At 40.2% G+C, this 23,144-nt stretch carries 25 protein-coding genes, 1 other RNA gene and 4 pseudogenes; 11 read left to right on the plus strand and 19 right to left on the minus strand.

What is annotated here, in order from left to right; genetic code table 11:
- Positions 1-286, plus strand: a pseudogene (locus HSISS3_RS11845) (transposase); the annotation flags it as partial.
- A gap of 104 nt (positions 287-390) precedes the next feature.
- Here the strand turns inward: HSISS3_RS11845 and HSISS3_RS10190 are convergent.
- From HSISS3_RS10190 to rplK, 3 genes are all read right to left on the minus strand, one after another.
- Positions 391-2,361 (minus strand): peptide ABC transporter substrate-binding protein, encoded by a 1,971-nt coding sequence (locus HSISS3_RS10190; protein WP_008536174.1) that lies wholly within the window; start codon positions 2,359-2,361, stop codon positions 391-393.
- Positions 2,362-2,544: 183 nt separating this feature from the next.
- Positions 2,545-3,234, minus strand: a complete 690-nt coding sequence (gene rplA / locus HSISS3_RS10195) for a 50S ribosomal protein L1 (RefSeq protein ID WP_002888715.1) — start codon at positions 3,232-3,234, stop codon at positions 2,545-2,547.
- A 98-nt stretch (positions 3,235-3,332) separates the two neighbouring features.
- Positions 3,333-3,758 (minus strand): 50S ribosomal protein L11, encoded by a 426-nt coding sequence (gene rplK / locus HSISS3_RS10200; protein WP_002885648.1) that lies wholly within the window; start codon positions 3,756-3,758, stop codon positions 3,333-3,335.
- A gap of 171 nt (positions 3,759-3,929) precedes the next feature.
- Between rplK and HSISS3_RS11850 the strand changes: the two genes are divergently transcribed.
- Positions 3,930-4,283 carry a DUF3397 domain-containing protein gene (locus tag HSISS3_RS11850; protein ID WP_021152609.1) on the plus strand — a complete coding sequence of 118 codons (354 nt, stop codon included), beginning with the start codon at positions 3,930-3,932 and terminating at the stop codon, positions 4,281-4,283.
- A 96-nt stretch (positions 4,284-4,379) separates the two neighbouring features.
- Here HSISS3_RS11850 and HSISS3_RS10210 read toward each other — a convergent pair whose 3' ends face one another.
- From HSISS3_RS10210 to HSISS3_RS10230, 5 genes and pseudogenes are all read right to left on the minus strand, one after another.
- Positions 4,380-4,877, minus strand: a complete 498-nt coding sequence (locus HSISS3_RS10210; RefSeq protein WP_021152610.1) for a beta-class carbonic anhydrase — start codon at positions 4,875-4,877, stop codon at positions 4,380-4,382.
- Between the two features lie 150 nt (positions 4,878-5,027).
- On the minus strand, positions 5,028-5,723 hold the full coding sequence (locus HSISS3_RS10215) for a TIGR00266 family protein (protein WP_008536168.1): 696 nt from the start codon (positions 5,721-5,723) through the stop codon (positions 5,028-5,030).
- An 89-nt stretch (positions 5,724-5,812) separates the two neighbouring features.
- Positions 5,813-7,173 (minus strand): annotated as a pseudogene (radA, locus tag HSISS3_RS10220) (DNA repair protein RadA).
- A pseudogene (locus HSISS3_RS10225) lies at positions 7,170-7,637 on the minus strand (isochorismatase family protein). The pseudogenes radA and HSISS3_RS10225 overlap by 4 nt, the downstream one beginning before the upstream one ends.
- 10 nt (positions 7,638-7,647) lie before the next feature.
- The gene (locus HSISS3_RS10230) at positions 7,648-8,094 is read right to left on the minus strand and encodes a dUTP diphosphatase (protein ID WP_002888708.1); all 447 of its coding nucleotides are present in this window, start codon (positions 8,092-8,094) and stop codon (positions 7,648-7,650) included.
- A gap of 221 nt (positions 8,095-8,315) precedes the next feature.
- On the opposite strand from HSISS3_RS10230, the gene HSISS3_RS10235 reads away from it, so the two are divergent.
- From HSISS3_RS10235 to galU, 6 genes are all read left to right on the plus strand, one after another.
- Positions 8,316-8,918 carry an NADPH-dependent FMN reductase gene (locus tag HSISS3_RS10235; protein WP_021152615.1) on the plus strand — a complete coding sequence of 201 codons (603 nt, stop codon included), beginning with the start codon at positions 8,316-8,318 and terminating at the stop codon, positions 8,916-8,918.
- 18 nt (positions 8,919-8,936) lie between these two features.
- Positions 8,937-10,187 (plus strand): NAD(P)H-dependent oxidoreductase, encoded by a 1,251-nt coding sequence (locus tag HSISS3_RS10240; RefSeq protein WP_021152616.1) that lies wholly within the window; start codon positions 8,937-8,939, stop codon positions 10,185-10,187.
- Between the two features lie 116 nt (positions 10,188-10,303).
- Positions 10,304-11,095: a formate/nitrite transporter family protein gene (locus HSISS3_RS10245; protein WP_021152617.1), complete on the plus strand. Its 792-nt coding sequence runs from the start codon at positions 10,304-10,306 to the stop codon at positions 11,093-11,095.
- 8 nt (positions 11,096-11,103) lie between these two features.
- A complete protein-coding gene (locus tag HSISS3_RS10250) occupies positions 11,104-11,664 on the plus strand; it encodes an MptD family putative ECF transporter S component (protein WP_021152618.1) in 561 nt (186 codons plus the stop codon).
- Positions 11,665-11,795: 131 nt separating this feature from the next.
- Positions 11,796-12,803 carry an NAD(P)H-dependent glycerol-3-phosphate dehydrogenase gene (locus HSISS3_RS10255; RefSeq protein WP_042767140.1) on the plus strand — a complete coding sequence of 336 codons (1,008 nt, stop codon included), beginning with the start codon at positions 11,796-11,798 and terminating at the stop codon, positions 12,801-12,803.
- 18 nt (positions 12,804-12,821) lie between these two features.
- Complete coding sequence (galU, locus tag HSISS3_RS10260; protein ID WP_021146547.1) at positions 12,822-13,736, plus strand: UTP--glucose-1-phosphate uridylyltransferase GalU; 915 nt, start codon at positions 12,822-12,824, stop codon at positions 13,734-13,736.
- A 43-nt stretch (positions 13,737-13,779) separates the two neighbouring features.
- On the opposite strand, the gene HSISS3_RS10265 is transcribed toward galU, so the two are convergent.
- From HSISS3_RS10265 to ffs, 7 genes are all read right to left on the minus strand, one after another.
- Positions 13,780-14,454, minus strand: a complete 675-nt coding sequence (locus tag HSISS3_RS10265; protein WP_021152619.1) for a rhomboid family intramembrane serine protease — start codon at positions 14,452-14,454, stop codon at positions 13,780-13,782.
- Positions 14,445-14,972, minus strand: coding sequence for a 5-formyltetrahydrofolate cyclo-ligase (locus HSISS3_RS10270; RefSeq protein WP_021146549.1), 528 nt, complete (start codon positions 14,970-14,972; stop codon positions 14,445-14,447). Before HSISS3_RS10270 ends, HSISS3_RS10265 begins: the two co-directional genes overlap by 10 nt.
- A gap of 67 nt (positions 14,973-15,039) precedes the next feature.
- The gene (locus HSISS3_RS10275; RefSeq protein WP_002888689.1) at positions 15,040-16,173 is read right to left on the minus strand and encodes an N-acetyldiaminopimelate deacetylase; all 1,134 of its coding nucleotides are present in this window, start codon (positions 16,171-16,173) and stop codon (positions 15,040-15,042) included.
- A gap of 74 nt (positions 16,174-16,247) precedes the next feature.
- Positions 16,248-16,946 (minus strand): 2,3,4,5-tetrahydropyridine-2,6-dicarboxylate N-acetyltransferase, encoded by a 699-nt coding sequence (gene dapD / locus HSISS3_RS10280; protein ID WP_002886999.1) that lies wholly within the window; start codon positions 16,944-16,946, stop codon positions 16,248-16,250.
- An 85-nt stretch (positions 16,947-17,031) separates the two neighbouring features.
- Positions 17,032-17,784: an HAD family hydrolase gene (locus tag HSISS3_RS10285; protein ID WP_021152620.1), complete on the minus strand. Its 753-nt coding sequence runs from the start codon at positions 17,782-17,784 to the stop codon at positions 17,032-17,034.
- A 116-nt stretch (positions 17,785-17,900) separates the two neighbouring features.
- Positions 17,901-18,734, minus strand: a complete 834-nt coding sequence (locus tag HSISS3_RS10290) for a methyltransferase domain-containing protein (RefSeq protein WP_021152621.1) — start codon at positions 18,732-18,734, stop codon at positions 17,901-17,903.
- Positions 18,735-18,741: 7 nt separating this feature from the next.
- Positions 18,742-18,837, minus strand: an RNA gene (gene ffs, locus HSISS3_RS11855) — signal recognition particle sRNA small type.
- A gap of 311 nt (positions 18,838-19,148) precedes the next feature.
- On the opposite strand from ffs, the gene HSISS3_RS10295 reads away from it, so the two are divergent.
- From HSISS3_RS10295 to HSISS3_RS12595, 3 genes and pseudogenes are all read left to right on the plus strand, one after another.
- Positions 19,149-19,313, plus strand: a complete 165-nt coding sequence (locus tag HSISS3_RS10295) for a class IIb bacteriocin, lactobin A/cerein 7B family (RefSeq protein WP_042767141.1) — start codon at positions 19,149-19,151, stop codon at positions 19,311-19,313.
- A gap of 50 nt (positions 19,314-19,363) precedes the next feature.
- Complete coding sequence (locus tag HSISS3_RS10300; protein ID WP_021146555.1) at positions 19,364-19,501, plus strand: class IIb bacteriocin, lactobin A/cerein 7B family; 138 nt, start codon at positions 19,364-19,366, stop codon at positions 19,499-19,501.
- A gap of 53 nt (positions 19,502-19,554) precedes the next feature.
- Positions 19,555-19,844 (plus strand): annotated as a pseudogene (locus tag HSISS3_RS12595) (hypothetical protein).
- Positions 19,845-19,922: 78 nt separating this feature from the next.
- Here the strand turns inward: HSISS3_RS12595 and tadA are convergent.
- The 4 genes from tadA to HSISS3_RS10325 form a co-directional block, all read right to left on the minus strand.
- Entirely contained in the window at positions 19,923-20,441 is a 519-nt protein-coding gene (tadA, locus tag HSISS3_RS10310; protein WP_008536135.1) for a tRNA adenosine(34) deaminase TadA, read from the minus strand.
- Between the two features lie 831 nt (positions 20,442-21,272).
- The gene (locus tag HSISS3_RS10315) at positions 21,273-21,665 is read right to left on the minus strand and encodes a single-stranded DNA-binding protein (RefSeq protein WP_021146558.1); all 393 of its coding nucleotides are present in this window, start codon (positions 21,663-21,665) and stop codon (positions 21,273-21,275) included.
- 188 nt (positions 21,666-21,853) lie between these two features.
- Positions 21,854-22,081 (minus strand): sulfurtransferase TusA family protein, encoded by a 228-nt coding sequence (locus tag HSISS3_RS10320; RefSeq protein WP_002887422.1) that lies wholly within the window; start codon positions 22,079-22,081, stop codon positions 21,854-21,856.
- 14 nt (positions 22,082-22,095) lie between these two features.
- Complete coding sequence (locus tag HSISS3_RS10325; protein WP_021152623.1) at positions 22,096-23,127, minus strand: YeeE/YedE family protein; 1,032 nt, start codon at positions 23,125-23,127, stop codon at positions 22,096-22,098.
- Positions 23,128-23,144 lie beyond the last annotated feature (17 nt).

Genomic DNA, 23,144 nt, shown 5'->3' on the forward strand with positions numbered 1-23,144 from the left:
CACTTTCAGGAGAAGAGGGTAGATGAGTTTTTGAGCTCATAGAGGAAAATATAAGCAAGGTTAATCATTACTTCAAAACTGTCTTTAGGACCTTCCTTAGACACAAACCATACATCAAAAATGCGCTAGAAACACATTACTCAAATGCAAAATTGGAGGGCACCAATAAGCTTATCAAAGATATTAAACGTCTGGGCTTCGGTTTTAGAAACTTTATTAACTTTAGGAAGCGTGTTTTCATCACTCTGAACATACAAAAAGAGAAAACCTATCAGGTTCTCTCTAGATGTTAGCTTTTCGTCACCCACTACAGTTGACAAAGAGCCAGTAGATTTTAGGTATTTACCGTGTCTACTTAAGAGGTATCATATCAAAGTCGTTTTGAATAGATTACTTAATATGTTTTTCAAAATCCTTCTGAGCCTTGTCGTTAGATTTCGCTTTTTCTTTCAGCCAATCTTTGTAGGCCGAATCATATTGCTTCTTAGTAACAATATTATCTTGAGATTGGAGATACTTGAAGTAGTAAGTCGAACCTTTATCACCTGCTTGAGCATAAGCTCCAGAGAATGGTTTGATACGTGAAATCACAGCTGCAGCCCCATTATAAGTAGTTGTTGGGATATACAGCGAACTATCTGTCAACCATGCTTGAGCTTTGGCATATTTTTCATAACGAGCTGTTAAATTGGTTGTTTCTTTAGAAGCATCGTCAACGAGCTGATCGTATTCTTTAAGACCTACTTTTTCAGCTGCTGGGCTATTAGGATTATCATATCCCATAAAGGACTTCGTATTCTCGCTATTAGTAGTCTTCAAGACATCAAGGTAAGTAGATGGATCTAGATAGTCTGGTTCCCAGGCAACACCAACTGATAAATCCCAATCTTCTGCTGCTGCATTTGCCGCAGAATAAGTGATATTGTAGAAATCATCAGATGACATTTGGTGGAGATCAAGTACAACATTATCTTTTCCTAGAGCAGATTCAACAGATTCTTTAAGCGATTGTACTTGATTCACATAAATCTTATTTGTCTGATTAACAGGAACATCCAAATGAATAGGGAACTGTACCCCTTCTGCTTGAAGAGCTGCTTTAGCTTTAGCAAACTCAGCTTTAGCCTTTTCTGGGTTGTAAAGTCCGTCTTGACTATCGGCAAGATTCACGCCTGCCCACTCATCACCAAAGGCTGGAAGTTGTTCCATCACCATAGCTCCAAAGTTTTTGCCATCTGCCTGTACAAAATCAGGTTTGACAAAGATATTACGGACAGCTGTTTTTCCTGCCTCTTTACCATTCAATTGAGCTGCATAATTCGTACGATTAATGGCAAAACTCAACGATTGACGGAAATCTTTGTTAAGAAGAGCTGCTTTCGTTGATGACTTTTGTTGATCATTTTCTTTAGAAGTATGACCATAAGTTTGACGATCAATGTTAATACCAACACCTTCTACAGCGGCACCAGGTTGTGTGTAGTAGATGTCATCTTTATACTGTTTGGCAACTTTAGAATAATTCGAACTTGTTGGGAATAGACGTGCTAGGTTGTAGACACCATCCGTAAAATTACGTTCCAAAGATTCTTGGTCTGTCCCATCATCGTAAGTTAACTTAACATTGTCAAAGTGGACATTGTCCTTATCCCAATAATTTTCGTTCTTAACAAACTCAATTGAGGATTTAGTTGTCAGTGATTTAAGAAGGAATGGTCCATTATAAAGAATAGAAGTTGGATCTGTTGATTTACCAAAGTCTTTCCCTTTAGATTTCAAAAAATCTGCGTTAACAGGCCAAGTCACTGAATAAGTCAACTTGGAATTCCAATAAGGCTCTGGTTCACTAAGAGTATATTGCAAGGTATGATCATCAATAGCCTTAATCCCTACATCTGCAAAGTTTTTATTATCTCCTGAAACATAGTCATTCAAGCCTTTAACAGAGTTTTGCAACAAGTAAATAGCCTCAGATTTTGTATCAGCAGCATGTTTAAGCCCAGTCACAAAGTCCTTGGCTGTCACATCAGCGTATTCTTCACCATCTGAAGTGTACCATTTAACACCCTTACGAATCTTATAAGTATAGGTTAAACCATCTTGGGAAACAGACCAACTTTCAGCTACGGATGGCTTAAGGTTCCCATATTGATCATTCTCGAACAAACCATCAACGCCATTACTAACAGCTGTAGTCATATTTTTCTTATTTGTAGAAACATAATCTAGGGTTGCAGGATCACCACCATAAACATAATTATAAGTCTTCCCAGATGTCTTACTTGATGACGAACAAGCTGCTAAAACACCCACAGATAGCAGACCTACGGCCGCCAGTAAAAATACCTTACTCTTTTTCATGCATCGTCTCCTTAAATTTGCAATGTCAGAAGTTTAAACATTCAATAATGATGTGTATACGCTTAAATTATACCATAAGTCCGTAAAATTAAAACTACTTTCTGAATATTTTTTTATTTTCTGTTCATACACCTCATTTCAGGCAACAAAAAAACCTATCCGAAGATAGGTTCCTTACTACTCTTACAATGAGTTTGGATCAACTTTGATACCAGCACCTTGTGTAGTAGTGATTGAAAGGTTTGTAATGTAAGCACCTTTCGCTGTAGCTGGTTTAGCTTTTTGGATAGCATCGTTAAATGCTTTAAAGTTTTCAACCAATTTTTCAGCTTCAAATGAAACTTTACCGATGATAGCTTGTACGTTACCTGCTTTGTCAGCACGGTAAGTGATTTTACCACCTTTAGACTCTTCAACTGCTTTAGCAACGTCCATAGTTACTGTACCAGTTTTAGGGTTTGGCATCAAGTTACGTGGTCCAAGGACACGTCCAAGACGACCAACGATAGCCATCATATCTGGTGTTGCAACAACAACGTCAAAGTCAAGCCATCCACCGTTGATTTTAGCAACGAGTTCATCTTCACCAACGAAGTCAGCACCTGCTGCTTTAGCTTCCTCAGCTTTAGCACCACGAGCAAATACAAGAACACGTTGAGTTTTACCAGTACCGTTTGGCAATACCATTGCGCCACGGATTTGTTGGTCAGCTTTCTTAACGTCGATGTTAAGGTTGTATGATACTTCAACAGTAGCATCGAATTTTGCGAAGTTAGTTTCTTGTGCAAGAGCTACAGCTTCTTCTACGCTGTAAGCTTTTGTGCTGTCGATTTTCTCAAGAGCAGCACGCATTTGTTTGCTTTTTTTAGCCATTTAATTATTTCTCCTTGTGTAATGTGGTCATAACGACTTTCATCTTCCACGTCACTCAGCGAAGTGAGACGACGTCTGTGGTTTTCTTGTTAACTGAATTAGTCAGTAACAGTGAATCCCATTGAACGTGCAGTACCTTCGATCATACGCATAGCTGATTCGATGTTTGCAGCGTTCAAGTCAGGCATTTTAGTTTCAGCAATTTCTTGTACTTGTGCACGAGTTACTGAAGCAACTTTAACTGAGTTTGGAGTACCTGAACCTTTTTCAACACCTGCTGCTTTTTTCAAAAGAACAGCAGCTGGTGGTGTTTTAGTGATGAAATCAAATGATTTATCTTCATACACAGAGATAACAACTGGGATGATCATACCAGCTTGGTCAGCTGTACGAGCGTTAAACTCTTTAGTGAATCCCATGATGTTGATTCCGGCTTGACCAAGGGCTGGTCCAACTGGTGGAGCTGGAGTCGCTTTACCAGCAGGAATCTGAAGTTTTACGATGTTTTCGACTTTTTTAGCCATTTTGTAATTTCCTCCTATTGTGGTTTTGGCGGTAAGTAAGTTTTGTTACCTCCCACAAGTATGTTTTTACATACCTTATCTATTATACAGAAATTCCTTTTAGATGCAAGAAATTCTTATTAAGTTTAGGAAAAAATTTACATAAAGCCCTTTTCGAGGTAAAATAGATTTATGATTCTATATAAATTCTTTGCCATAGCATTTTTGATTTTAACACCTATCTTTGCTTTTATTATCCATCGCTTCTTCAGTTTAAAATACCTTGGGCTTAATTTTGCTGATTTAACCTTTCCGCTATACTTTATTGAAGTAGTTGCCGTATCAGCACGTTTCTTTACCCATAGTTTTCTGCCATACATCACGATCTTGCTATCCTTGGCAGCTATCATTATCACAATTCAGATGTTAAGAAAGACACAATCCTTTAAATTTAAACGGTTCTTTAAATTATTCTGGCGCGTCAGTTTCTTCATCACCAGTCTCTTCTATTTAGGGACTGTCATTCTTATTTTTATCGTCACTTAGACAATGAGACAGACTCAGTACATTATTTCAGTGTGCTGAGTTTTTTTGCGTTGAATCATAAAAAGCAGGCATTCGTGCCTGCTTAACTATTCAGTATTAAGGGTTTACTTGGGTCATTCGTCCAGTATCAACATCGTAAACTGCACCGGAAATAATGACGTCATCAGGAATAAGCGGTGACTGACGTAAAATAGCCATATCTTCACGAACACTCTCTTCAACATCAGTGAATGGAAGAAAGTCTTTATCAGACACGTCAACACCAAGCTCTTTATTGAGGTAAGCTGTAAATTCATCATTCTTAAAGGTCTGAGCACCACAATCTGTATGGTGGAGAACCACTATTTCACGCGTTCCCATCTGTTGTTCAGAAATGACTAAGGAACGAATCATGTCTTCTGTCACACGCCCACCTGCATTACGTAGAATATGGGCGTCACCAAGAGCTAATCCCAAGGCTTGAGCAACGTGAAGGCGAGAATCCATACAGGTCACAATAGCAACCTTTGTCTTTGGTTTCAAGGGAAGATGGCCTGTCCCATGCAAATCAACATAGGCATTATTGGCATTGAGAAAGTTTTTAAAATAAGACATAGTAACTCACTTTCTAGTGGACAAATTAGGATAAACATTAAATTATCTAGGTTATATCTTACCACCTTTTAAAAACCTTGTCAGTTAAATGAATTGCTGAAAAAGAAAAACAAGAGTATCACAAAGGTCAGGATACTCTCGCTATTACTATTATGATCGTTTTGGTAAGTAGCGATTAAGAAGGCCTGCAAAGGTCTGAAGATTGAGACTCTGAACATAAATCTCGCCTGTCCCTCTAAAGGTATTAACAACCCCTTCTCCTGTTCCGATAGACTGCCAGAAACCATTTTCCAAATGAATATTGTAATCCAGAGACTGACTCCAAGCAACAACATGGGCATTGTCAATGGTCACTTCTTGATTGTTTAGCTCAATTTTTTTGATGGAACCGTAAGCATTGGCCAAAAGGGTACCTTGACCTTGTGTCGTCATCACAAAGAAGCCACCTTGACCACCAAAAAGAGCCTTACCAACAGACTGGTATTCCATTGTATAGTAGGCCGTGCCATCAAGTGCTAGAAAGGCACCATCATTAAGTCGGTACTGCTTTTCACCCAGATACAAAGGAATCACCTGACCTGGGGAATCAGGTGCCAAAGCCAAATAACCATTATTGGACTGAGCAACAACCTGAGTAATAAAGCTACTTTCACCCGAAACCATTGAACGCCCAACCGCTTTCACAAGGCGACCCAACCCTGAGCCACTAGCATTTAATCTAGTACTCAGGGTTACATTAGGTGTGTGGTATACCATACTGCCACGTTGGATAAAAACCGTTTCACCTTGATTAAGAGTTAGCTCTACCAGTGGGAATTGCATATTGCTGTCTGTGAAAAATTGCATCATAAATACCTCCCTATTCTTAAGAAAAGTATAGCATTGAACAGATATTTTTGCAAGCGCTTACAATATATCGCTTTGGGCAAGATTTTTTAAGAGAAGACTTTTTTGAGCACTTCTCCTACGGTCGTAACTCCAACGACCTGGATACCTTCTGGAATTGTCATGCCGTGAAGGGAATTCTTTGGAGCATAAATCTTAGTAAAGCCTAGTTTAGCGGCTTCATTGATGCGCTGCTCAATCCGAGTCACACGGCGAATCTCTCCAGTCAAGCCAATTTCTCCTATAAAGGCTTCCTGGGGATTGGTTGGAAGCTCCTTGTAACTGGAAGCAATAGCAACGGCAACAGCAAGGTCAATAGCCGGCTCGTCTAATTTGACACCACCAGCTGATTTGAGATAGGCATCTTGATTTTGAAGAAGAAGTCCGCAGCGTTTCTCTAAAACAGCCATGATAAGGCTAACACGGTTAAAATCCAGTCCTGTTGTTGTCCGCTTGGCATTACCAAAGACGGTTGGTGTCACCAAGGCTTGAACTTCAGCTAGGATAGGTCTGCTACCTTCCATTGTGACAACAATGGCAGAACCTGTGGCACCGTCTAGGCGTTCTTCTAAGAAAACTTGGCTAGGGTTTAGAACCTCTACCAAACCACCAGACTGCATCTCAAAATCCCAATCTCATTGGTTGAACCAAAACGGTTTTTGACTGCTCGTAAAATACGGAAGGTATGGTGACGTTCCCCCTCAAAATAGAGAACCGTGTCCACCATGTGTTCCAACATACGTGGTCCAGCCAGCTGTCCCTCCTTGGTCACATGCCCAACAATAAATGTGGCAATGTTATTGGTTTTGGCAATTTGCATGAGTTCAGCAGTAACTTCACGAACCTGAGAAACCGAACCTTGAACGCCAGAAATTTCTGGACTCATGATGGTCTGAATAGAGTCGATAATGAGGAAATCAGGTTTTATAGCCTCCACTTGACTGCGAACGGCTTGCATATTGGTCTCAGCATAAAGATAAAATTCGTTATCAATATCACCTAAACGTTCACTCCGCAATTTGATTTGCTCGGCAGATTCTTCCCCAGATACATAGAGGACAGTTCCCTTGTTAGCCAGCTGTGTTGACACTTGTAAGAGAAGGGTCGATTTTCCTATCCCTGGGTCCCCTCCAATAAGAACCAGGCTACCTGGAACCACACCGCCACCTAAAACACGGTTAAACTCATCCATGTCGGTCTTTATGCGAGCATAATTAATTGAAGAGACTTCTTTTAATTTAGTTGGTTTAGACTTTTCACCCGTCAAACTGACACGGGCATTTTTAACCTCCTGCACCTCAACTTCTTCCTCAAAAGAGGACCAAGAAGAACAGTTGGGACAGCGCCCTAGATATTTGGGTGAATTGTAGCCACATTCTCGACAAACAAAAGTTGATTTTTTCTTAGCTATAATAATTCTCCTTCTACTGCGACTCCTATAGAGTGCCACTTATGCAATGTTTTTTGAAATTTCTTCTGGTTGGCAACTCCGACAGCAGACAAATCGACGGAAACCTGATAATTCTCCTTGACAGCTGCCAAAACAGAAGCCTTGACACAGCCATTGCCATCTACCCCTATAAACTCTATGCTCTTAGCACCATTTTCCTCTAAAAAATCTTTTAAATCTGGATTAGTAAATCAAGAAGCCCGACGCTTCTCAAAGATACGAGAAGATACAAGCAGCAAGCCGGTCGCAAATTTCTTCCTTCTATCTTTTCTCTCCCAGAAAAAACGATTGAGAATATAGATAACCCGGTCGCTGGGATAGCTAGCAATTTTGTCATTTACAGCTACAGTCAGTTCTTCATGATATGCTTTTCCAACAGCAACATAATCTGACTGCATGTCTACAACTAATAAATAGTCTGCCATTTTGCTCCCTCTACTGTCCAGTTGACCCAAATCCGCCAGTCCGCACACCATCTGCCTCATCTCCATCAACAATCAAGAAAGGCATAAAGACACCTTGAACAATGCGTTCGCCAACTTCAAGAGTCACGGGTTGATCAGTAATATTTTTCATCTGAGCGAAGATATGACCCTCATTTCCAGGATTACCATAATAATCGCCATCAATAACACCTACAGAATTGATTAAGACCAGCCCCTTTTTACGAGGGTTCGATGAACGGTCAAAGAGATAGAGGACCTCACCAGGTTGCATGTAAGCCTTAACACCTGTTGGAACGAGAACAATTTCTCCAGGAGCAATTACAGTGTTCTCTGCTACCTTTAAATCATAACCCGCAGCATGGGCAGTCTCACGTTTTGGAAGCAAGTCCTGATTGTTATAGGTTGATACGAGTTCAAATCCACGAATTTTTGTCATTATTTTTTCCTTTCGATACATCTATTGACTTTGTCTTGTAAAATTAGCAACACTAGCTTTAACAAAAAGAGTAGCTTTTTTGATATCCATCCTATTATAGTCTATTCGAAATCAGATGACAAAGGTAGCAGTCTAATGGCATTCTCATTAAACTAAGATTGACTTTTAGGTAGGAAAACGCTAACATAGTATAAGATATAATACTTTTAAGGAGAATTGTCATGAAATTCATCGGACTTGTTGGTACGAATTCAAAGTGTTCAACTAATAGACAATTATTGCAATATATTCAGAAACATTTTGCAGATAAGGCAGACATCGAACTTGTAGAAATTAAAGACTTCCCTGTCTTTAACAAGCCAGCCAATAAACAACTTCCAGAAAATGTCCTAGAGGTTGTTAAGAAAATTGAAGAAGCCGATGGGGTCATCATTGGAACACCTGAATATGACCATTCTATTCCTGCTGTTCTTATGAACGCTCTAGCTTGGGTGTCATACGGTGTGTTCCCTCTTTTGAATAAACCCGTTATGATTACAGGGGCATCTTATGGAACTCTTGGTGCTTCTCGCGCACAGCTACAACTCCGTCAAATCTTGAACGCTCCAGAAATCAAAGCTAATGTGCTTCCAGACGAATTCTTGCTATCACATTCTCTCCAAGCTTTTGATGGCAATGGTGATTTGGTTGACCTTGATGTTATTCAAAAATTAGACGCCATTTTTGATGACTTCCGTCTGTTTGTTAAAATCACTGGTAAACTCTCACACGCTACAGAATTGCTACATAAAGAAGCTGAAAACTTTGACTGGGAAAGCTTATAATACAGGAGAATAGAAACTATGAAATTTGTTGGACTTGTTGGAGCAAATTATGATCAATCATACAACCGTAAATTGCTCGAATTTATCAGAAGACATTTTAAAATTAAATTTGAACTTGAAGTCTTGGAAATTGACGAAGTGCCTATGTTTAACCAAGACGAAAAATGGGACGAAAGCTTCCAACTTCGCTTGCTTAACAACAAGATTACACGCGCTGATGGGGTCATCATTGCAACTCCCGAACACAACCACACCATTTCTGCAGCGCTTAAATCTGTTTTAGAGTGGCTCTCATTCGAAGTGCACCCATTTGAAAACAAACCTGTCATGATTGTTGGGGCATCTTACTACGACCAAGGAACTTCACGCGCCCAAGTACATTTGCGTAAAATCCTTGAAGCACCTGGTGTTAACGCCTATACACTTCCAGGTAATGAATTCTTGCTCGGTAAGGCCAAAGAAGCTTTCGACCTTGATGGTAACATCACAAATGAAGGTACTGTTAACTTCCTTGAACAATGCTTAGACAATTTTGTCCAATATGTAGGAGTGGTTTCTAAATTGAAAAAACCAAAACCAATTGAACCAGAAGACTTAGATTGTAACAACCCAATCGCTACAACTGTTACCGAGGTTGATCCTGACGATCCAGAATGGGTAGAAAAAGTAGCTGAAATCACTGGTGCAGTGTCTGGTGATACATATGTTAAACTAGATCACGGTATTTTGACAGTTAACCAAATTGACATGTTCCTCAAGGCTATGCCATTTGAATTAACTTATGCCGATGATAATAACCAATTCCTCTACTACAATAATGCCCATCAAGATCCTGATACCATGTTTGCCAAACGTGTGCCACCTCAATCAGGTAGCCGTATGTCAACAGTTCACGGTTCACTTCCACCAGCTCGTATGAAAAATGTGGAATGGGTTATCGGTACCCTTCGTAACGGCAACCAAGAATATGTGCGTACGATTGTCCCAGGCTCACCTGAAGGGGTTATCAACACACACAATTATCAGGCTATGTACTATGATGATGGTTCTTATGCAGGAATCAATGAAATCGTCTTTAACTTTAAACCATGGCTTGACTGGTATCTCGAAACAACTGGTCAACGCCTTGTCGGAGGAAGTGGTCCTTTTGCACCGGCTGCAGCTAGTCATGGCGGTAGCGACGCAACATCTGGAGCATCAGATGCCGGCGGTCACAGTGGCGATGCAGCTTCAGACGCAGATGCAACATCTGGAGCATCCTCACATTAAGACTTGGAAAAGTTGGGACAACTGTCCTGGCTTTTTTCATGGTCATCTTAGATTAACCTTCACCCAAGCATGTGTATCTACTCATGCTCCATGTCACACTACTTAGAGGTAAACTTATGTCTCAATTCCAAGAAAAAGTTTTTGCTGCTTGCGCTAAAAAAGAAGCGCTCTTCAACGAAAGCCTTGGTCGCTATGCCTTGCGTTCGATGCTTGCAGGCGCTTATCTCACCATGTCAACTGCCGTAGGGATTATTGGTGCTGATATTATTGCTACAGGTATGCCAGCCCTTTCTCGCTTTGTATTTGCCTTTATCTTTGCTATCGGATTGGTCTTCGTTCTCATTTTCAACGGAGAGTTAGCCACTTCAAACATGATGTTCCTTACTAGTGGTGCCTATTATGGCAAAATCAAATGGAGTAAGGTTTGTACCATCCTTCTCTATTGTACTTTCTTTAATTTTGTCGGAGCTCTTATCTTAGCTTGGTTTTTCAATCAATCCTTCTCTTTCCACCATTTGACAGACAAGAGCTTCCTAGTCACTGCTGTTTCCACTAAACTTGGAAAAACAGATTGGATGAACTTTACTGAAGGTATTACTGCTAATATGTTCGTCAACCTTGCTATCTTGGGCTATATGCTCCTCAAAGAAGAGTCTGCCAAGATTTTCATTGCCCTATCAGCCATCTTTATGTTTGTCTTCTTGGTGAATGAACACTTGATTGCTAACTTTGCTTCCTTTATGTTGCTAGGCTTCAATGGTGTTCGTGATGCTGTGGACAATTTCACATTGGCAAATATTCTACGTCAGTGGGTAGTCGTTTTCTTCGGTAACTGGATTGGCGGCGGTATTTTCATTGGTTTGGCATACTCTTGGCTCAATAAAACTAAGACACCTCACATTGATTAGGAGGCCACATGCGTCAAAAAAGACTTATCAAAGAAACTATCCTGGCTATGCTGCTTTATTTTATTTGCTTAGCTATAGCTGTCGCCATTGATTTAATATTTTTTAAAGTCAAAAACATGTATCACACACCTGCTATGGTGGCTATCTTTGCGGGATGGGTTTATTTAGGGCTTATTCGAAAGACCAAGCAATTTGGAGCTATTACCTGTCTAGGAATATTTATGTCTGTCTTCTTCTTTGCTTCTGGTCACTTTGTCCTTACCTTCCTTCCCAACCTTTTAGCTGGTCTAATCGCTGATTTTATTGCCAAGCAAGGTAATTATGAGAATGATAAATTTAATCTACTTTCCTACATGATATTCTCTCTGGGAAACTTGGCTCCCATTGTTACCATGTGGATAGCTCCTAAAGCCTATATTGCACAACTCCTTGCCAAGGGGAAAACACAGGATTATGTAGACCAAGTTATGGTCCCATTTACAACTAGCCATGTCTTAATTCTAATAGGTGGAACTCTCATGGCTGCTCTCATTGGAGGTTACATTGCTAAAAACTGGCTTAAAAAATAATAACCACCTACGTTCCTAACAGAGAGTACAAGACAAACACGCTTTTCTTATGTTATAATGAGAAAGAATATAGTCTTTTTCTGCTTTGTTAGAAAGGACCTAAAGGGAGACCTAATGATGAAAAACAAAAAATCGCTGTCTTGGGCCCTGGTTCTTGGGGAACTGCCCTTGCTCAGGTACTCAATGACAACGGACACGAGGTTCGTATTTGGGGAAATATCCCTGAACAAATTGATGAAATTAACGAGAAACATACCAATACCCGTTATTTCAAAGATGTGGTTTTGGATGAAAACATTAAAGCCTACAAAGAACTTTCCCAAGCTTTAGATGGAGTTAATGCTATTCTCTTCGTTGTTCCAACCAAGGTTACTCGTTTGGTAGCCAAACAAGTTGCCGAACTTTTGGACCATGAAGTTGTTATCATGCATGCTTCAAAAGGATTGGAGCCAGGAACACACGAACGCCTCTCAACTATCCTTGAGGAAGAGATTCCTGCAGAACTTCGCAGTGACATTGTTGTCGTATCCGGTCCAAGCCATGCTGAAGAAACTATCGTTCGCGATATCACCTTAATTACAGCGGCCTCAAAAGATCTTGAGACTGCACGCTATGTTCAAGGTATGTTCAGTAATAACTACTTCCGCCTTTACACCAATTCAGATGTTATTGGTGTTGAAACAGCTGGGGCACTTAAAAACATTATTGCCGTCGGTGCCGGCGCCCTTCATGGTATGGGCTATGGAGATAATGCTAAGGCAGCCGTTATTACTCGCGGTCTCGCAGAAATCACTCGTTTGGGTGTAAAACTTGGTGCTGACCCTTTGACTTACAGCGGTCTTTCTGGGGTTGGTGATCTTATTGTTACAGGGACTTCTATTCATTCACGTAACTGGCGTGCTGGTGATGCACTCGGTCGTGGCGAAAAACTGGAAGACATTGAACGTAACATGGGTATGGTAATTGAGGGAATTTCAACTACTAAGGTTGCCTACGAAATCGCTCAAGAACTCAATGTCTATATGCCAATTACAACAGCAATCTACAAATCCATCTATGAGGGTGCTGACATCAAGGAATCTATTCTCAATATGATGTCCAATGAATTGCGCTCTGAAAATGAATGGGATAAAAAATAAATAATCTAAGGAGTTCTCATGAAGAATCAAAAAGTCAAAAAAGCTGTCATCCCTGCTGCAGGACTTGGTACACGCTTTTTGCCAGCTACAAAGGCCTTGGCCAAAGAAATGTTACCAATCGTTGATAAACCAACTATCCAATTTATCGTTGAAGAAGCTCTCAAATCAGGCATCGAAGATATCTTGGTCGTGACTGGTAAGTCAAAACGATCTATCGAAGACCATTTTGACTCAAACTTTGAGTTGGAATACAACTTAGAACAAAAAGGTAAGACAGACCTGCTAAAATTGGTTAATGATACTACTGCTATCAACCTCCATTTTATCCGTCAAAGTCACCCACGTGGTCTCGGAGATGCTGTACTTCAAGCCAAAGCTTTTGTCGGTAACGAACCATTTGTTGTTATGCTTGGTGACGACCTCATGGATATTACCGATGACAATGCGGTTCCATTAACCAAACAACTTATTGATGATTATGAGGAAACACACGCTTCTACTATTGCGGTTATGCCTGTACCACACGAAGATGTTTCAGCTTACGGTGTTATCGCCCCTCATGGTGAAGGTCACAATGGCCGTTATAGCGTGGAAACTTTCGTTGAAAAGCCAAACCCAGAAGATGCTCCAAGTGACCTTGCTATCATCGGACGTTACCTTCTGACACCTGAGATTTTTGGAATTTTGGAAACACAAGAACCAGGTGCAGGTAATGAGATCCAATTGACTGATGCTATTGATAAACTCAATAAAACGCAACGTGTCTTTGCTCGCGAATTTACAGGTAAACGTTACGATGTAGGAGATAAATTTGGTTTCATGAAAACCTCTATTGACTACGCCCTCCAACACCCTCAAGTTAAGGAAGACCTTAAAAAATATCTTATTGACTTGGGACACAAACTCGAAGGCAAACCTAAGCAAAAAGACTAATATAAAATCCATCGAAAAATTTTCGATGGATTTTTCATATTATCTAAAGATAGGTAAAACCTAAAATAGTCACTAAAAGAATAATATAAGTTAAAAATGCTGTCAGGCGCCAACCTCTACTAAAAAGTCGACTTTCAACCTTATTAGCCAAAAAAATAGCTGCTAGAGCACCTCCAACCAAGCCTCCTAGGTGACCAGTAATCCCAACACTAGGTGTGAAGAGATTGAAAATCAAATTGACGACAATTAAAGATAGATAACTACGTCCCAACTGGTTAAGTAAGGGGCTATGACTATAATAACCAAGTATTACCACAGCTGCAAAAAGGCCAAACAAGGAGGTAGAGGCACCAGCTGCAATAACATTAGGCGTAAAAATCAAGGTGAAGGCATTCCCCATAACACCAGCTAACAGATAGAGCCCTAGGAAACGCAGAGTCCCAAAAATTTGCTCAGCCATTTTGCCAATAAAATAAAGGGTAAGCATATTAAATAAGAAATGCTCCAGACCGATATGTACAAAAATTGGTGTCACTAAACGCCAAAGGTCTAAGGGACTATATTGAACAAAAACACCATACATAGCCCCCATTTTAAAAAGACTAAGGGGTGCTGTCGCTTGAAAATCATTTAGAAGATATTGACACCCAAAAGTCAACGTCGTTAGCCCCAATAAAAGATAGGTAGCAGGGTGTCTCTTCCATTCATTTACTTGCATGTGATAACCTCCCTAACGGCGACGTCATGGCTATCTGGGGTAAAATCCTTTTCCTGACAGGGATAAACCATGCTAACTGTCATCCCTTCAAAGTCAGACAAATAGCGGTCATAATAACCTGCTCCGTAACCAATGCGATAGCCTTCAGCATTGAAAACTACACCTGGCACATGAATCAAATCAATCTCTGATTTTTCCACAGCCAAATCAGACGCAGGTTCCATCAAGCCAAAAGAGGTTGCAACAAGATTATCTGGATCGTAATCGACAAAAATCATTCGACCTTGTTTATAGGTTTTTGGAACCACAAGACGCTTCCCATCCTTTAAAGCCTGATTGATTAAAAGACTGGTGTCATATTCATGCGGGAAAGCCAAATAGGTAGCAATCACCTGAGCCTCTTTATAAGCAGGTAAGGTAATTAATTGCTCTAAAAGATATTGGTCTAACTTAGCCTTGGTCTCAGGTTCCTGTGAAGTCAACTGAGCCAAAACAGTTTTTCTAAGTTCATTTTTCATAGGTTTATCATATCAAAAAAGCTACCAAAAGTCAGACCTGGTAGTTTTTCAGCTTTGTAAAATGTCACTAGGCTTCTGCCTTGTATTTAAGGAACTTACCGATTTCAGCTACCCCAAAAGCAAGGGCGTCCTCATTTGGACTCATCTTAGGATGGTGAAGGGCATATGGCGTATCAATCCCCAACCAGAACATGACACCTGGAACCTTACTAAGCAAATAACCGAAATCTTCTCCAGTCATAGCTGGTAAACAATCAATCAAGTTAACAGCTGGACTGGCTTCAAAGAAGGTCATCAATTCTTTGGCCAAGGCTGGGTTGTTTTCCACAGGTAGATAACCACCCTGTTTCAATACAACATCCACTTCCATACCAAAGCTAGCTGCCACACCCTCTGCGATTTGGCTGACACGCTTTTGAATAAGACGACCCATTTCTAGCGTAAGCGTACGAATAGTTCCATAGACCTCTGCTGTTTCAGCGATGACATTGTTGGTCGTTCCTGCATGGAAAGAACCAAAGGTAACTACCCCACCCTGGATAGGGTCAACATTACGACTGACAATAGTTTGAACTTGGGTAATAAAGTAAGAAGCTGCTACAAGGGCATCATTAGCCTCATGTGGAAAGGCAGCGTGTCCTCCTTTGCCTTTGAAAGTAACAAGTACCTCACAAGTTCCTGCAAAAAGGGTGTTCGTATTAGTCGCAATGTCGCCTACTTTGAAATCTGGACGGACATGAAGTCCATAAAACTCATCTGGTAGCCAATCACCGAAGACCCCGTCTTCATACATAAGCATACCACCAGCTTCATTTTCCTCAGCTGGCTGGAATAAGAAGAGCATATTATTTTTAGGTTGAACCTCAACCATTTGGTCAAGAAGTCCAAGCGCTGTCGTCATATGAATATCGTGACCACAGGCATGCATACGACCCTCATGAGTAGATTTGAAGGGAAGACCTGTTTCCTCTTCAACCGGAAGAGCGTCAATGTCTGTACGCCAACCAATGGTTTTTTCAGGAGCATATCCATGGAGATAAACCAGAATACCTGTACGCCAAGTACGTTGCTCCACAAAGTCCTTTCCCTCAGTCATTTCAGCAATACGCTCTAAGAGATAAGCCTGGGTTTTAAACTCTTCCAAACCAATTTCTGGAATTTGATGAAGGTCTCGTCTGATTTTGATTAAATCAAGTGTCATTTTTATTTTCCTTTTTTGTCTTATTTAATAGAGAATCTAGAAATAGAGGCCTTACGGCCTCTACTATCAATATGTTATAAGTTACGCAAGGCGTCTTCAAGTGCTGTTTTTTGTTGTGTTTTTTCATCAATTTCCTTGATGATGCGAGCTGGAACACCAGCTACAACAACATTTTCAGGAACATCTTGAGTAACGATAGCTCCAGCGGCAACGACTGAACCATTACCAACTTGAACCCCTTCGATAACAACAGCATTGGCACCGACAAGAACGTTATCACCGATACGAACTGGATCTGCTGAAGCCGGTTCAATCACACCAGCAAGGACCGCACCCGCACCGATGTGGCTGTTTTTACCAACAGTAGCACGACCACCAAGGATAGCCCCCATATCAATCATAGTACCAGCACCGATTTCAGCACCGATGTTGATAACAGCCCCCATCATAACGACAGCATTATCTTCGATAGTTACTTGGTCACGGATAATAGCACCTGGTTCGATACGTGCATTAAGGTGACGTTTATCAAGCAATGGAACAGCTGAGTTACGACCATCTTGTTCCACAACGTAATCCTTGTTTTCAGTCAAGTTGGCAAGAAGTGGTTCGATATCTTTCCAGTCTCCGAAAAGAACATTACCAAGCTTAGTGACAGAAGCTGGAACAGCAGTTGCCAATTCCCCTTCAAAGGTTACTTTAACATTCGTTTTCTTTTCTGCATTACCGATAAAAGCGATAATTTCTTGAGCAGACATTTTTTGTGCAGTCATGAGATTCTCCATTCACATAAAGTTAGGGATTATTATACCAAAAATTCTGATAATTGTCTTTGCTTTTGCCAAATAGAGTGTATTTTTATGTAAAACCTATCTTTAAAGCTTCTATATCCGTAATCACTCGGTTTGGCTTAATTGGGGAGTTCTCCAGTTCTCGGCGTGAGTAAGGAAAGGTATTGAGCAAGATACCATCGATCCCAACTCCTTCAGCCACAGCAATATCAGTCGTCAAATCATTTCCAACCATGACAGTCTCAGATGGCTTCAACCTATGATCAATCAAAACTTGCTTTAAAAACTCTGGTTGAGGCTTACAGATACCCGCATCCGAAGACAAGTAAATGGCATCAAAATAAGCTCTTAACTCCATTAGGTCAATCTCAGCGTTAGTAAAGGCTGCTTGAGCATTGGACAAGAGATAGAGACGACAGTCCTGCTCTTTTAGAAAGGCTAAAACTTCCTTAGTATGAGGATAAGCCATCAAGTATTTGCGAGATAAGACCCGAAAGACCATAGCTATCAGCTGCCCCCAGCCTTCTGGCTGATGAAGTCTACTAGACTGTAGACTAGCATCTACATAAAGCTGGTTAAAAATGTGAGCTAGGTCAATTTCTGGATAAGCAACTCCTTTTAGAGCCACTAGGTCCTTGCGAGCCTGACCCACGCGCTTGGCATAAGCTTTTTTAAGAGCTTTCCCCTTATAATACGCTCCATAAGCTTGGTACAGTTGGCCTAGTTTATCCCATAACATAGGGTCTTTCTCATCGGTTAATATATCAACCAAGGTTCCATAAAAATCAAAAATATAGTTCTTATAAACGTTATTATTCATCGCTTCTACTCGTTACTAAACTTTTCTTCTTGATAATCCTCATCATACATCATTTAAGAAAACCAAACAAGCTTACCAAGATATTCTCCATCAAAAAAATCCCAACGGCGTTAGGATTACTTATCATTTTTGATACGACCAATCAGCAATTCTCCTGCAACCGTTAGCTGCCTTACTGAGGTCAAATCTAAAGTTTTTTTATCAACATGGAAGAAAAGAGGGGTCATCTCAGCAAATGCTTGAACATGCTCTGCTGGCATAGACCAAGTCTTAGAAATCGTCACACGCTCCAAAAGCTCACAGGAGTCCTGAAAATGCTCCAGAACATCCTGGTTGGAATAAGCCTGCGCCTCTGGTAGTAATTGGCGAAACTCTTTAAGATGATCCTCATGAGGAATAACCTTGAAAATCAAGCCCTGATCAGTCAAAAGTCGTCCAAATTCTTGATAATTAGCTGGCGAAAAAATATCTAAGATCACATCGATACTGTGCTCACGCAAGGGCAGTTTAGCCAAATCACCAACGAACCAGGCCACGTTTTTCTGAGGATTTTGACGGGCCGCAAGAAGGATGGAGTCCTTAGATAAATCAAAGGCCATGAAATCCTTGTCAAACTCTAAAGCCAACTGACGGCTATAATAGCCCTCACCACAGGCAACATCTAGAACATGCGAATATCTAGGAAGGTCACGCAAGCGCTCTGAAATCACCTCAAGGATAGGATCATAATAGCCCGCTGCCAGAATATGACTTCTATTTTCAAAAGAAGCCATATCATAGTGCTTATCTCCCTTATTCTGTCTCAAAAAATTAACAAACCCCTGCTTTGCGATATTAAAGGTATGCCTAGTCTGACAAACCAGACTAGACTGGTCCAAACACATTGGTGCCTGACAGATGGGACACGCAAAAAGACTCTCTTGATCTTTAAAAACACTAAATTTGGCCATAAATCCTCCTCGACACCAAAAAAGAGCACACACCTGAAATCGCTTAGGGCTGCTGGATTCCTCCCCTGACCCGCTTCACGCACAGATGTTGCTCCGAATGATATTATACCATAAATCGAAGTGATTGCAAGTAGCGAACCCCCGATACTGTCAATGAAACTTATCCTCCAAACCTCCCTACAAATAACTTCGATCACTACCAACTTCTAACACCACAACTAAGGCCATAGTGACATCTATGTCACTACTTTTTTATTTCTCCACTTTTTATAATAAAACCATAGCTTGAGGAAAAGACCAAAAGCTAGTGACAATGCTAACTCAATGGAAAGGAGAAAATTATTTTAGGATATCTCTTACTTCATGGTGAAGAGGCTAAGAGATTAAAGAACTCACCAAAAATAAAAGAGGAGAATGACAAAGATAACTAAAGAAATGAATGTTGCAGACCTAGCTGCAGTCACAGGAGGCGGATGGAAGATCAACATCGCTATTGGAGGACTCTGCCTAGCTTCAGGACCTATCGGAACTCTTGTATGTGTTGGTGCTTATAATGGCTACAAGGATTCTGCACGATAAGATGAAAGGAGACAACAACAATAATTAATAAACTCAAAACACATCAAAACATGACTCTTAAAGAGCTTGAAAGTGTATCAGGTGGGGCGGTTCCTTGGGCTGCTGTCTCCGTCGGGATTGCTGCTGCAAAGCTGACTTACGACCTAAGCTATGCCGTTGGTAAAACTTATTACAACCTCACACACTAACAATAAGAGCTTACACCATGATGACATCTCAAAGATTTTGAGGATGATAACCTATGAAAGATACAAGAAATCAAACAAACGATACTACTAATAAGCAATCATCTAAACGCAATAATTATCTGCTCGTAAAAGGGGCCTTGATTTGTATTATCTCTACCCTACTTCTGATACTTCTAATCAACCTTATCTTTTATGTACGATTGGGTACACCAATTATTATGTACGATTGGGTACACCAATTATTGATACTAATTTGAAATCTGCTTGTAGTACTCTCATCTTCTTCCTCCCCATTTTTCTTTTGACAAGAGAGAAAGAAAAACCTAAAGCTAAGACAGAGTAACTCATACAGTCTTCAAGAAAACAAAAACTCTCATTTCCCATTGAAAAATGCAAGCCCAAAAGGGCTTGCATTTTGCGCTTACATCTCTTGTATTGCTTCTAATTTTGCCAGACGTTTAGCTTCTTTCTTTCGTTCACGACTTTGACGGAAAAAGTTTTGCATGATTTCAGCACATTCTTTCTCCATAACACCAGTCTCAAGATCAACACGATGATTGAGACGCTCATCTCTTAGAATATCGTAAAGGCTCCCCGCTCCACCAAATTTTTGATTACTCGCTCCATAGATAACTTTAGGAATACGAGCCAGACCAATGGCGCCACTGCACATTACGCAAGGTTCAATAGTGACGAAAAGAGTGCAATCAAGCAAACGCCAATTACCAATGGTCCTATTTGCCTCCTGAATAGCCATGACCTCAGCATGCATGATTGCTTGGTTAAGTTCCTCACGCGCATTGTGTCCACGACCAACAATTTCTCCATCCTTAACAATAACACAGCCAATTGGGATTTCTGCCTTATCTAAAGATTTTTGGGCCTCCTTAAGAGCCTCAGACATGAAAAAGTCTTTCTCCTCTTGAGTAAAGTCAATCATAAATGTTACTCCTGTTCCAAGATTTTTCATATATCACCACAGAGTCAAAATGTCAGTGTGATGGTCTTCCATGATTTTAAAAAAGGAGGCTTCTAGACAACCGACCCTTTTTAAGGTTTTGGCGTACCCCCCTCGCTTAACTCTTTTTATTATAACATAAGAAAAGCTTGAGCAAGGGTAGCCTTACCAAAGTAGACAAAAAAAGCTAAGACGAATCCGCTTAGCTTCAAACACATTAGTTTGGTGAATCTTAGGAGTCACACCAATGTGTTTCTCCAAGTCTAACGAAAAGTCAATGACCGCTTAACATCCTAATTAATATGTCAGTCGGAATGTCAACCAATTGTCTGTGAAATCATTATATCAACCTATAGACACATAACAAAAACGCAACTGTATCAAACAATTGCAAGGACAGTGTTCTAGTTAAGGTGTTCCACACTTTCCTTCCAAACAAATAATGTCTACTACAAAAGTAAAAGGTAACTTTCATAGCTTTTTCCTTACCCACCTATAGTTTATCATGAAACCTCTATCATTTAATTTAAAAATTGGTAATAAAACAATGATACAAATGAGGAGTAACTGTTAATTGTACACTTCGTTTTGAATAATTTTATAAATGCTGGAACCCTTGTTATCATTGCACTTGTCAACGATTTTAATTATTTTTTCCACTCTAACAAGGCCATTAACCACCCATAATTCTAAGTCTTATCTAATTTTACTGTTAATTAAGTCTTACAAGTGTTTAATATTTAACCCAATAATACTCTAACTTTGGCAAGAAAGAATATTTATTTTTTAGAAGCGACTAAGTAAACTGACAAACTAGAAGGGAAGTTCTTCTTCCAAAACAAGGTCAGCCAAGTCATTGTCAGGATTATTTTCCCTAACAGCACGCTGAGCACGACTCTCCAGAAGTTGGAAAGAGGAACAAAGCACCTCAGTAACGTAATGGGTTTGGCCATCCTTATCGTACTTACGGGTACGTAGCTCACCATCAAGAGAAATTAAACTCCCCTTGCTAGCATAAGATGCTAAGGTCTCAGCTAAACGGCCCCAAACCACCACTGTGATAAAGTCAGCCTCACGCTCTCCATTTTGCGCCTTATAGCGCCGATTAACCGCAACTGTGACACGTGTAAAAGACCTATCACTAGCAGTCTTAACCATCTCAGGTGTCGCTGTCAAACGTCCAATCAAAATAACTTTGTTATACATTTTTTTACCTCCACCTATCTATTCGTAAGAGGAAGTAAAAAATAGGTTATTTTTTAATAGTTTTAAAGATTCTCTCGATAGGATCCTTTCTAATACTCGAAGGTTATTATTTTTCTAGAAATAGTACTCCATCAGATGTTTTCATTACAACAATTAATCTTTAAATCTTCTCGACTCGCTTAGCTAACTCAACGTTTTTGAACCACAATTTCCCAAGAGGCAGGACCGACTTGGTCAAAGCGAGTTACAGGATAATCATTATCTGCAGCCCAGTTTGGAATACTTTCCGTTGCTTGCGTACAATCGAAAGCAATCAACAACTCATCTCCAACAGCCAATTCAGCCATTTTCTTCTTCGCATCAATCAATGGGAATGGGCATACCAATCCACCAGTTTCAAGTTTTACCAAAGTCATATTATATTCTCCTCTTAATTTTTGTTTGGTTTTACAAAGATAATGTAGGAAGCCGTCCAAACACCTAAAATAGTCACTGGCAAAGCAATCCATCCCTTACTAGAAAAAATTGCTGTAGCTGTTAAACCGTTACCAATTGTACAGCCACCAGCCCATGAGGCACCAATTCCCATAAAAATCCCCCCTAGTGTGCTCTTACCAATGGTTGACAAGTCTGGCAAACGCCAGCGAAACTCTTGAGATCCCTTTGCAGCAAGAAAGGAACCAATAAAAATACCCAATACAAGAAAAACACCCCAACCAAGTTGCTTACTATCGCCTGTAATAATATAACTAATTAGATGTGCCGATGGTGTTGTAATCCCTAACCCTCCAACACGACCAGTCAGCTGACTAGCTGGCCAAGCAATTAAAGCAACAAGACCTATTAGAAGTCCTGCAAAATATTTATGGTAAGTTTTCTCAAAAAGGTAGTGTCTCACTCCCTTATATCTTGGTGGAAGAGAAGCAATCTGACGTCTGGGCTTACGTAACTCTCGAATTACAAAGAAACTTGTTATAACTACTAAGAAAACAAGAAGATACCAAACTGGAATTCCTAATTGACCAGCTAAATCATCATTAATTACCCAGTGCTTAGCTATTAATTGATTCAAAGGAACAAGAAATCCTGATTTCATAGCTGCCGCACTCGTCATATAAAAGAATAGTGCAACCCAACTACCCAGGAGCCCTTCTCCAGCACGATACCACGTTCCCGTGGCACATCCCCCCGCGAGAACAATTCCAATACCAAATAGATAGGAGCCCACAATCGCTCCTAACACGGAAAAGTCTTCATAAGGGTTTCCAATAATACCCAATTTAATCAAGAAAAGTACTCCTATACTTTCCACTGTGATTGCAATAAGGAAAGCGTAAAATAAGGTATTATTACGTGCAATATACATGTCTCGAAAACCACCCGTCAAACAAAAACGAGTTCGTTGTAAAATAAATCCAAATATCAAACCAATGAGCCCACCAGAAAGAACAGTCGTAAGCATAGGTACCTCCTAAAGTA

This window comes from Streptococcus sp. HSISS3, from assembly GCF_000448605.1.
In the GTDB taxonomy this organism is placed as follows: domain Bacteria; phylum Bacillota; class Bacilli; order Lactobacillales; family Streptococcaceae; genus Streptococcus; species Streptococcus raffinosi.

Bases quoted from the DNA above. Each gene is read 5' to 3' on its own strand.
- HSISS3_RS10320 (WP_002887422.1), bottom strand. From the start codon at position 22,081: ATGACTTTGGTAAAACTTGAAACTGGTGGATTGGTATGCCCATTCCCA.
- HSISS3_RS10295 (WP_042767141.1), top strand. From the start codon at position 19,149: ATGACAAAGATAACTAAAGAAATGAATGTTGCAGACCTAGCTGCAGTC.
- HSISS3_RS10275 (WP_002888689.1), bottom strand. From the start codon at position 16,173: ATGACACTTGATTTAATCAAAATCAGACGAGACCTTCATCAAATTCCA.
- HSISS3_RS10190 (WP_008536174.1), bottom strand. From the start codon at position 2,361: ATGAAAAAGAGTAAGGTATTTTTACTGGCGGCCGTAGGTCTGCTATCT.
- HSISS3_RS10315 (WP_021146558.1), bottom strand. From the start codon at position 21,665: ATGTATAACAAAGTTATTTTGATTGGACGTTTGACAGCGACACCTGAG.
- HSISS3_RS10240 (WP_021152616.1), top strand. From the start codon at position 8,937: ATGAAATTTGTTGGACTTGTTGGAGCAAATTATGATCAATCATACAAC.
- HSISS3_RS10270 (WP_021146549.1), bottom strand. From the start codon at position 14,972: ATGAAAAATGAACTTAGAAAAACTGTTTTGGCTCAGTTGACTTCACAG.
- tadA (WP_008536135.1), bottom strand. From the start codon at position 20,441: ATGATTGACTTTACTCAAGAGGAGAAAGACTTTTTCATGTCTGAGGCT.
- HSISS3_RS10285 (WP_021152620.1), bottom strand. From the start codon at position 17,784: ATGAATAATAACGTTTATAAGAACTATATTTTTGATTTTTATGGAACC.
- HSISS3_RS10325 (WP_021152623.1), bottom strand. From the start codon at position 23,127: ATGCTTACGACTGTTCTTTCTGGTGGGCTCATTGGTTTGATATTTGGA.
- HSISS3_RS10230 (WP_002888708.1), bottom strand. From the start codon at position 8,094: ATGACAAAAATTCGTGGATTTGAACTCGTATCAACCTATAACAATCAG.
- rplA (WP_002888715.1), bottom strand. From the start codon at position 3,234: ATGGCTAAAAAAAGCAAACAAATGCGTGCTGCTCTTGAGAAAATCGAC.
- HSISS3_RS10215 (WP_008536168.1), bottom strand. From the start codon at position 5,723: ATGCAATTTTTCACAGACAGCAATATGCAATTCCCACTGGTAGAGCTA.
- galU (WP_021146547.1), top strand. From the start codon at position 12,822: ATGAAGAATCAAAAAGTCAAAAAAGCTGTCATCCCTGCTGCAGGACTT.
- HSISS3_RS10265 (WP_021152619.1), bottom strand. From the start codon at position 14,454: ATGCAAGTAAATGAATGGAAGAGACACCCTGCTACCTATCTTTTATTG.
- HSISS3_RS10245 (WP_021152617.1), top strand. From the start codon at position 10,304: ATGTCTCAATTCCAAGAAAAAGTTTTTGCTGCTTGCGCTAAAAAAGAA.
- rplK (WP_002885648.1), bottom strand. From the start codon at position 3,758: ATGGCTAAAAAAGTCGAAAACATCGTAAAACTTCAGATTCCTGCTGGT.
- HSISS3_RS10290 (WP_021152621.1), bottom strand. From the start codon at position 18,734: ATGGCCAAATTTAGTGTTTTTAAAGATCAAGAGAGTCTTTTTGCGTGT.
- HSISS3_RS11850 (WP_021152609.1), top strand. From the start codon at position 3,930: ATGATTCTATATAAATTCTTTGCCATAGCATTTTTGATTTTAACACCT.
- dapD (WP_002886999.1), bottom strand. From the start codon at position 16,946: ATGACTGCACAAAAAATGTCTGCTCAAGAAATTATCGCTTTTATCGGT.
- HSISS3_RS10235 (WP_021152615.1), top strand. From the start codon at position 8,316: ATGAAATTCATCGGACTTGTTGGTACGAATTCAAAGTGTTCAACTAAT.
- HSISS3_RS10300 (WP_021146555.1), top strand. From the start codon at position 19,364: ATGACTCTTAAAGAGCTTGAAAGTGTATCAGGTGGGGCGGTTCCTTGG.
- HSISS3_RS10210 (WP_021152610.1), bottom strand. From the start codon at position 4,877: ATGTCTTATTTTAAAAACTTTCTCAATGCCAATAATGCCTATGTTGAT.
- HSISS3_RS10250 (WP_021152618.1), top strand. From the start codon at position 11,104: ATGCGTCAAAAAAGACTTATCAAAGAAACTATCCTGGCTATGCTGCTT.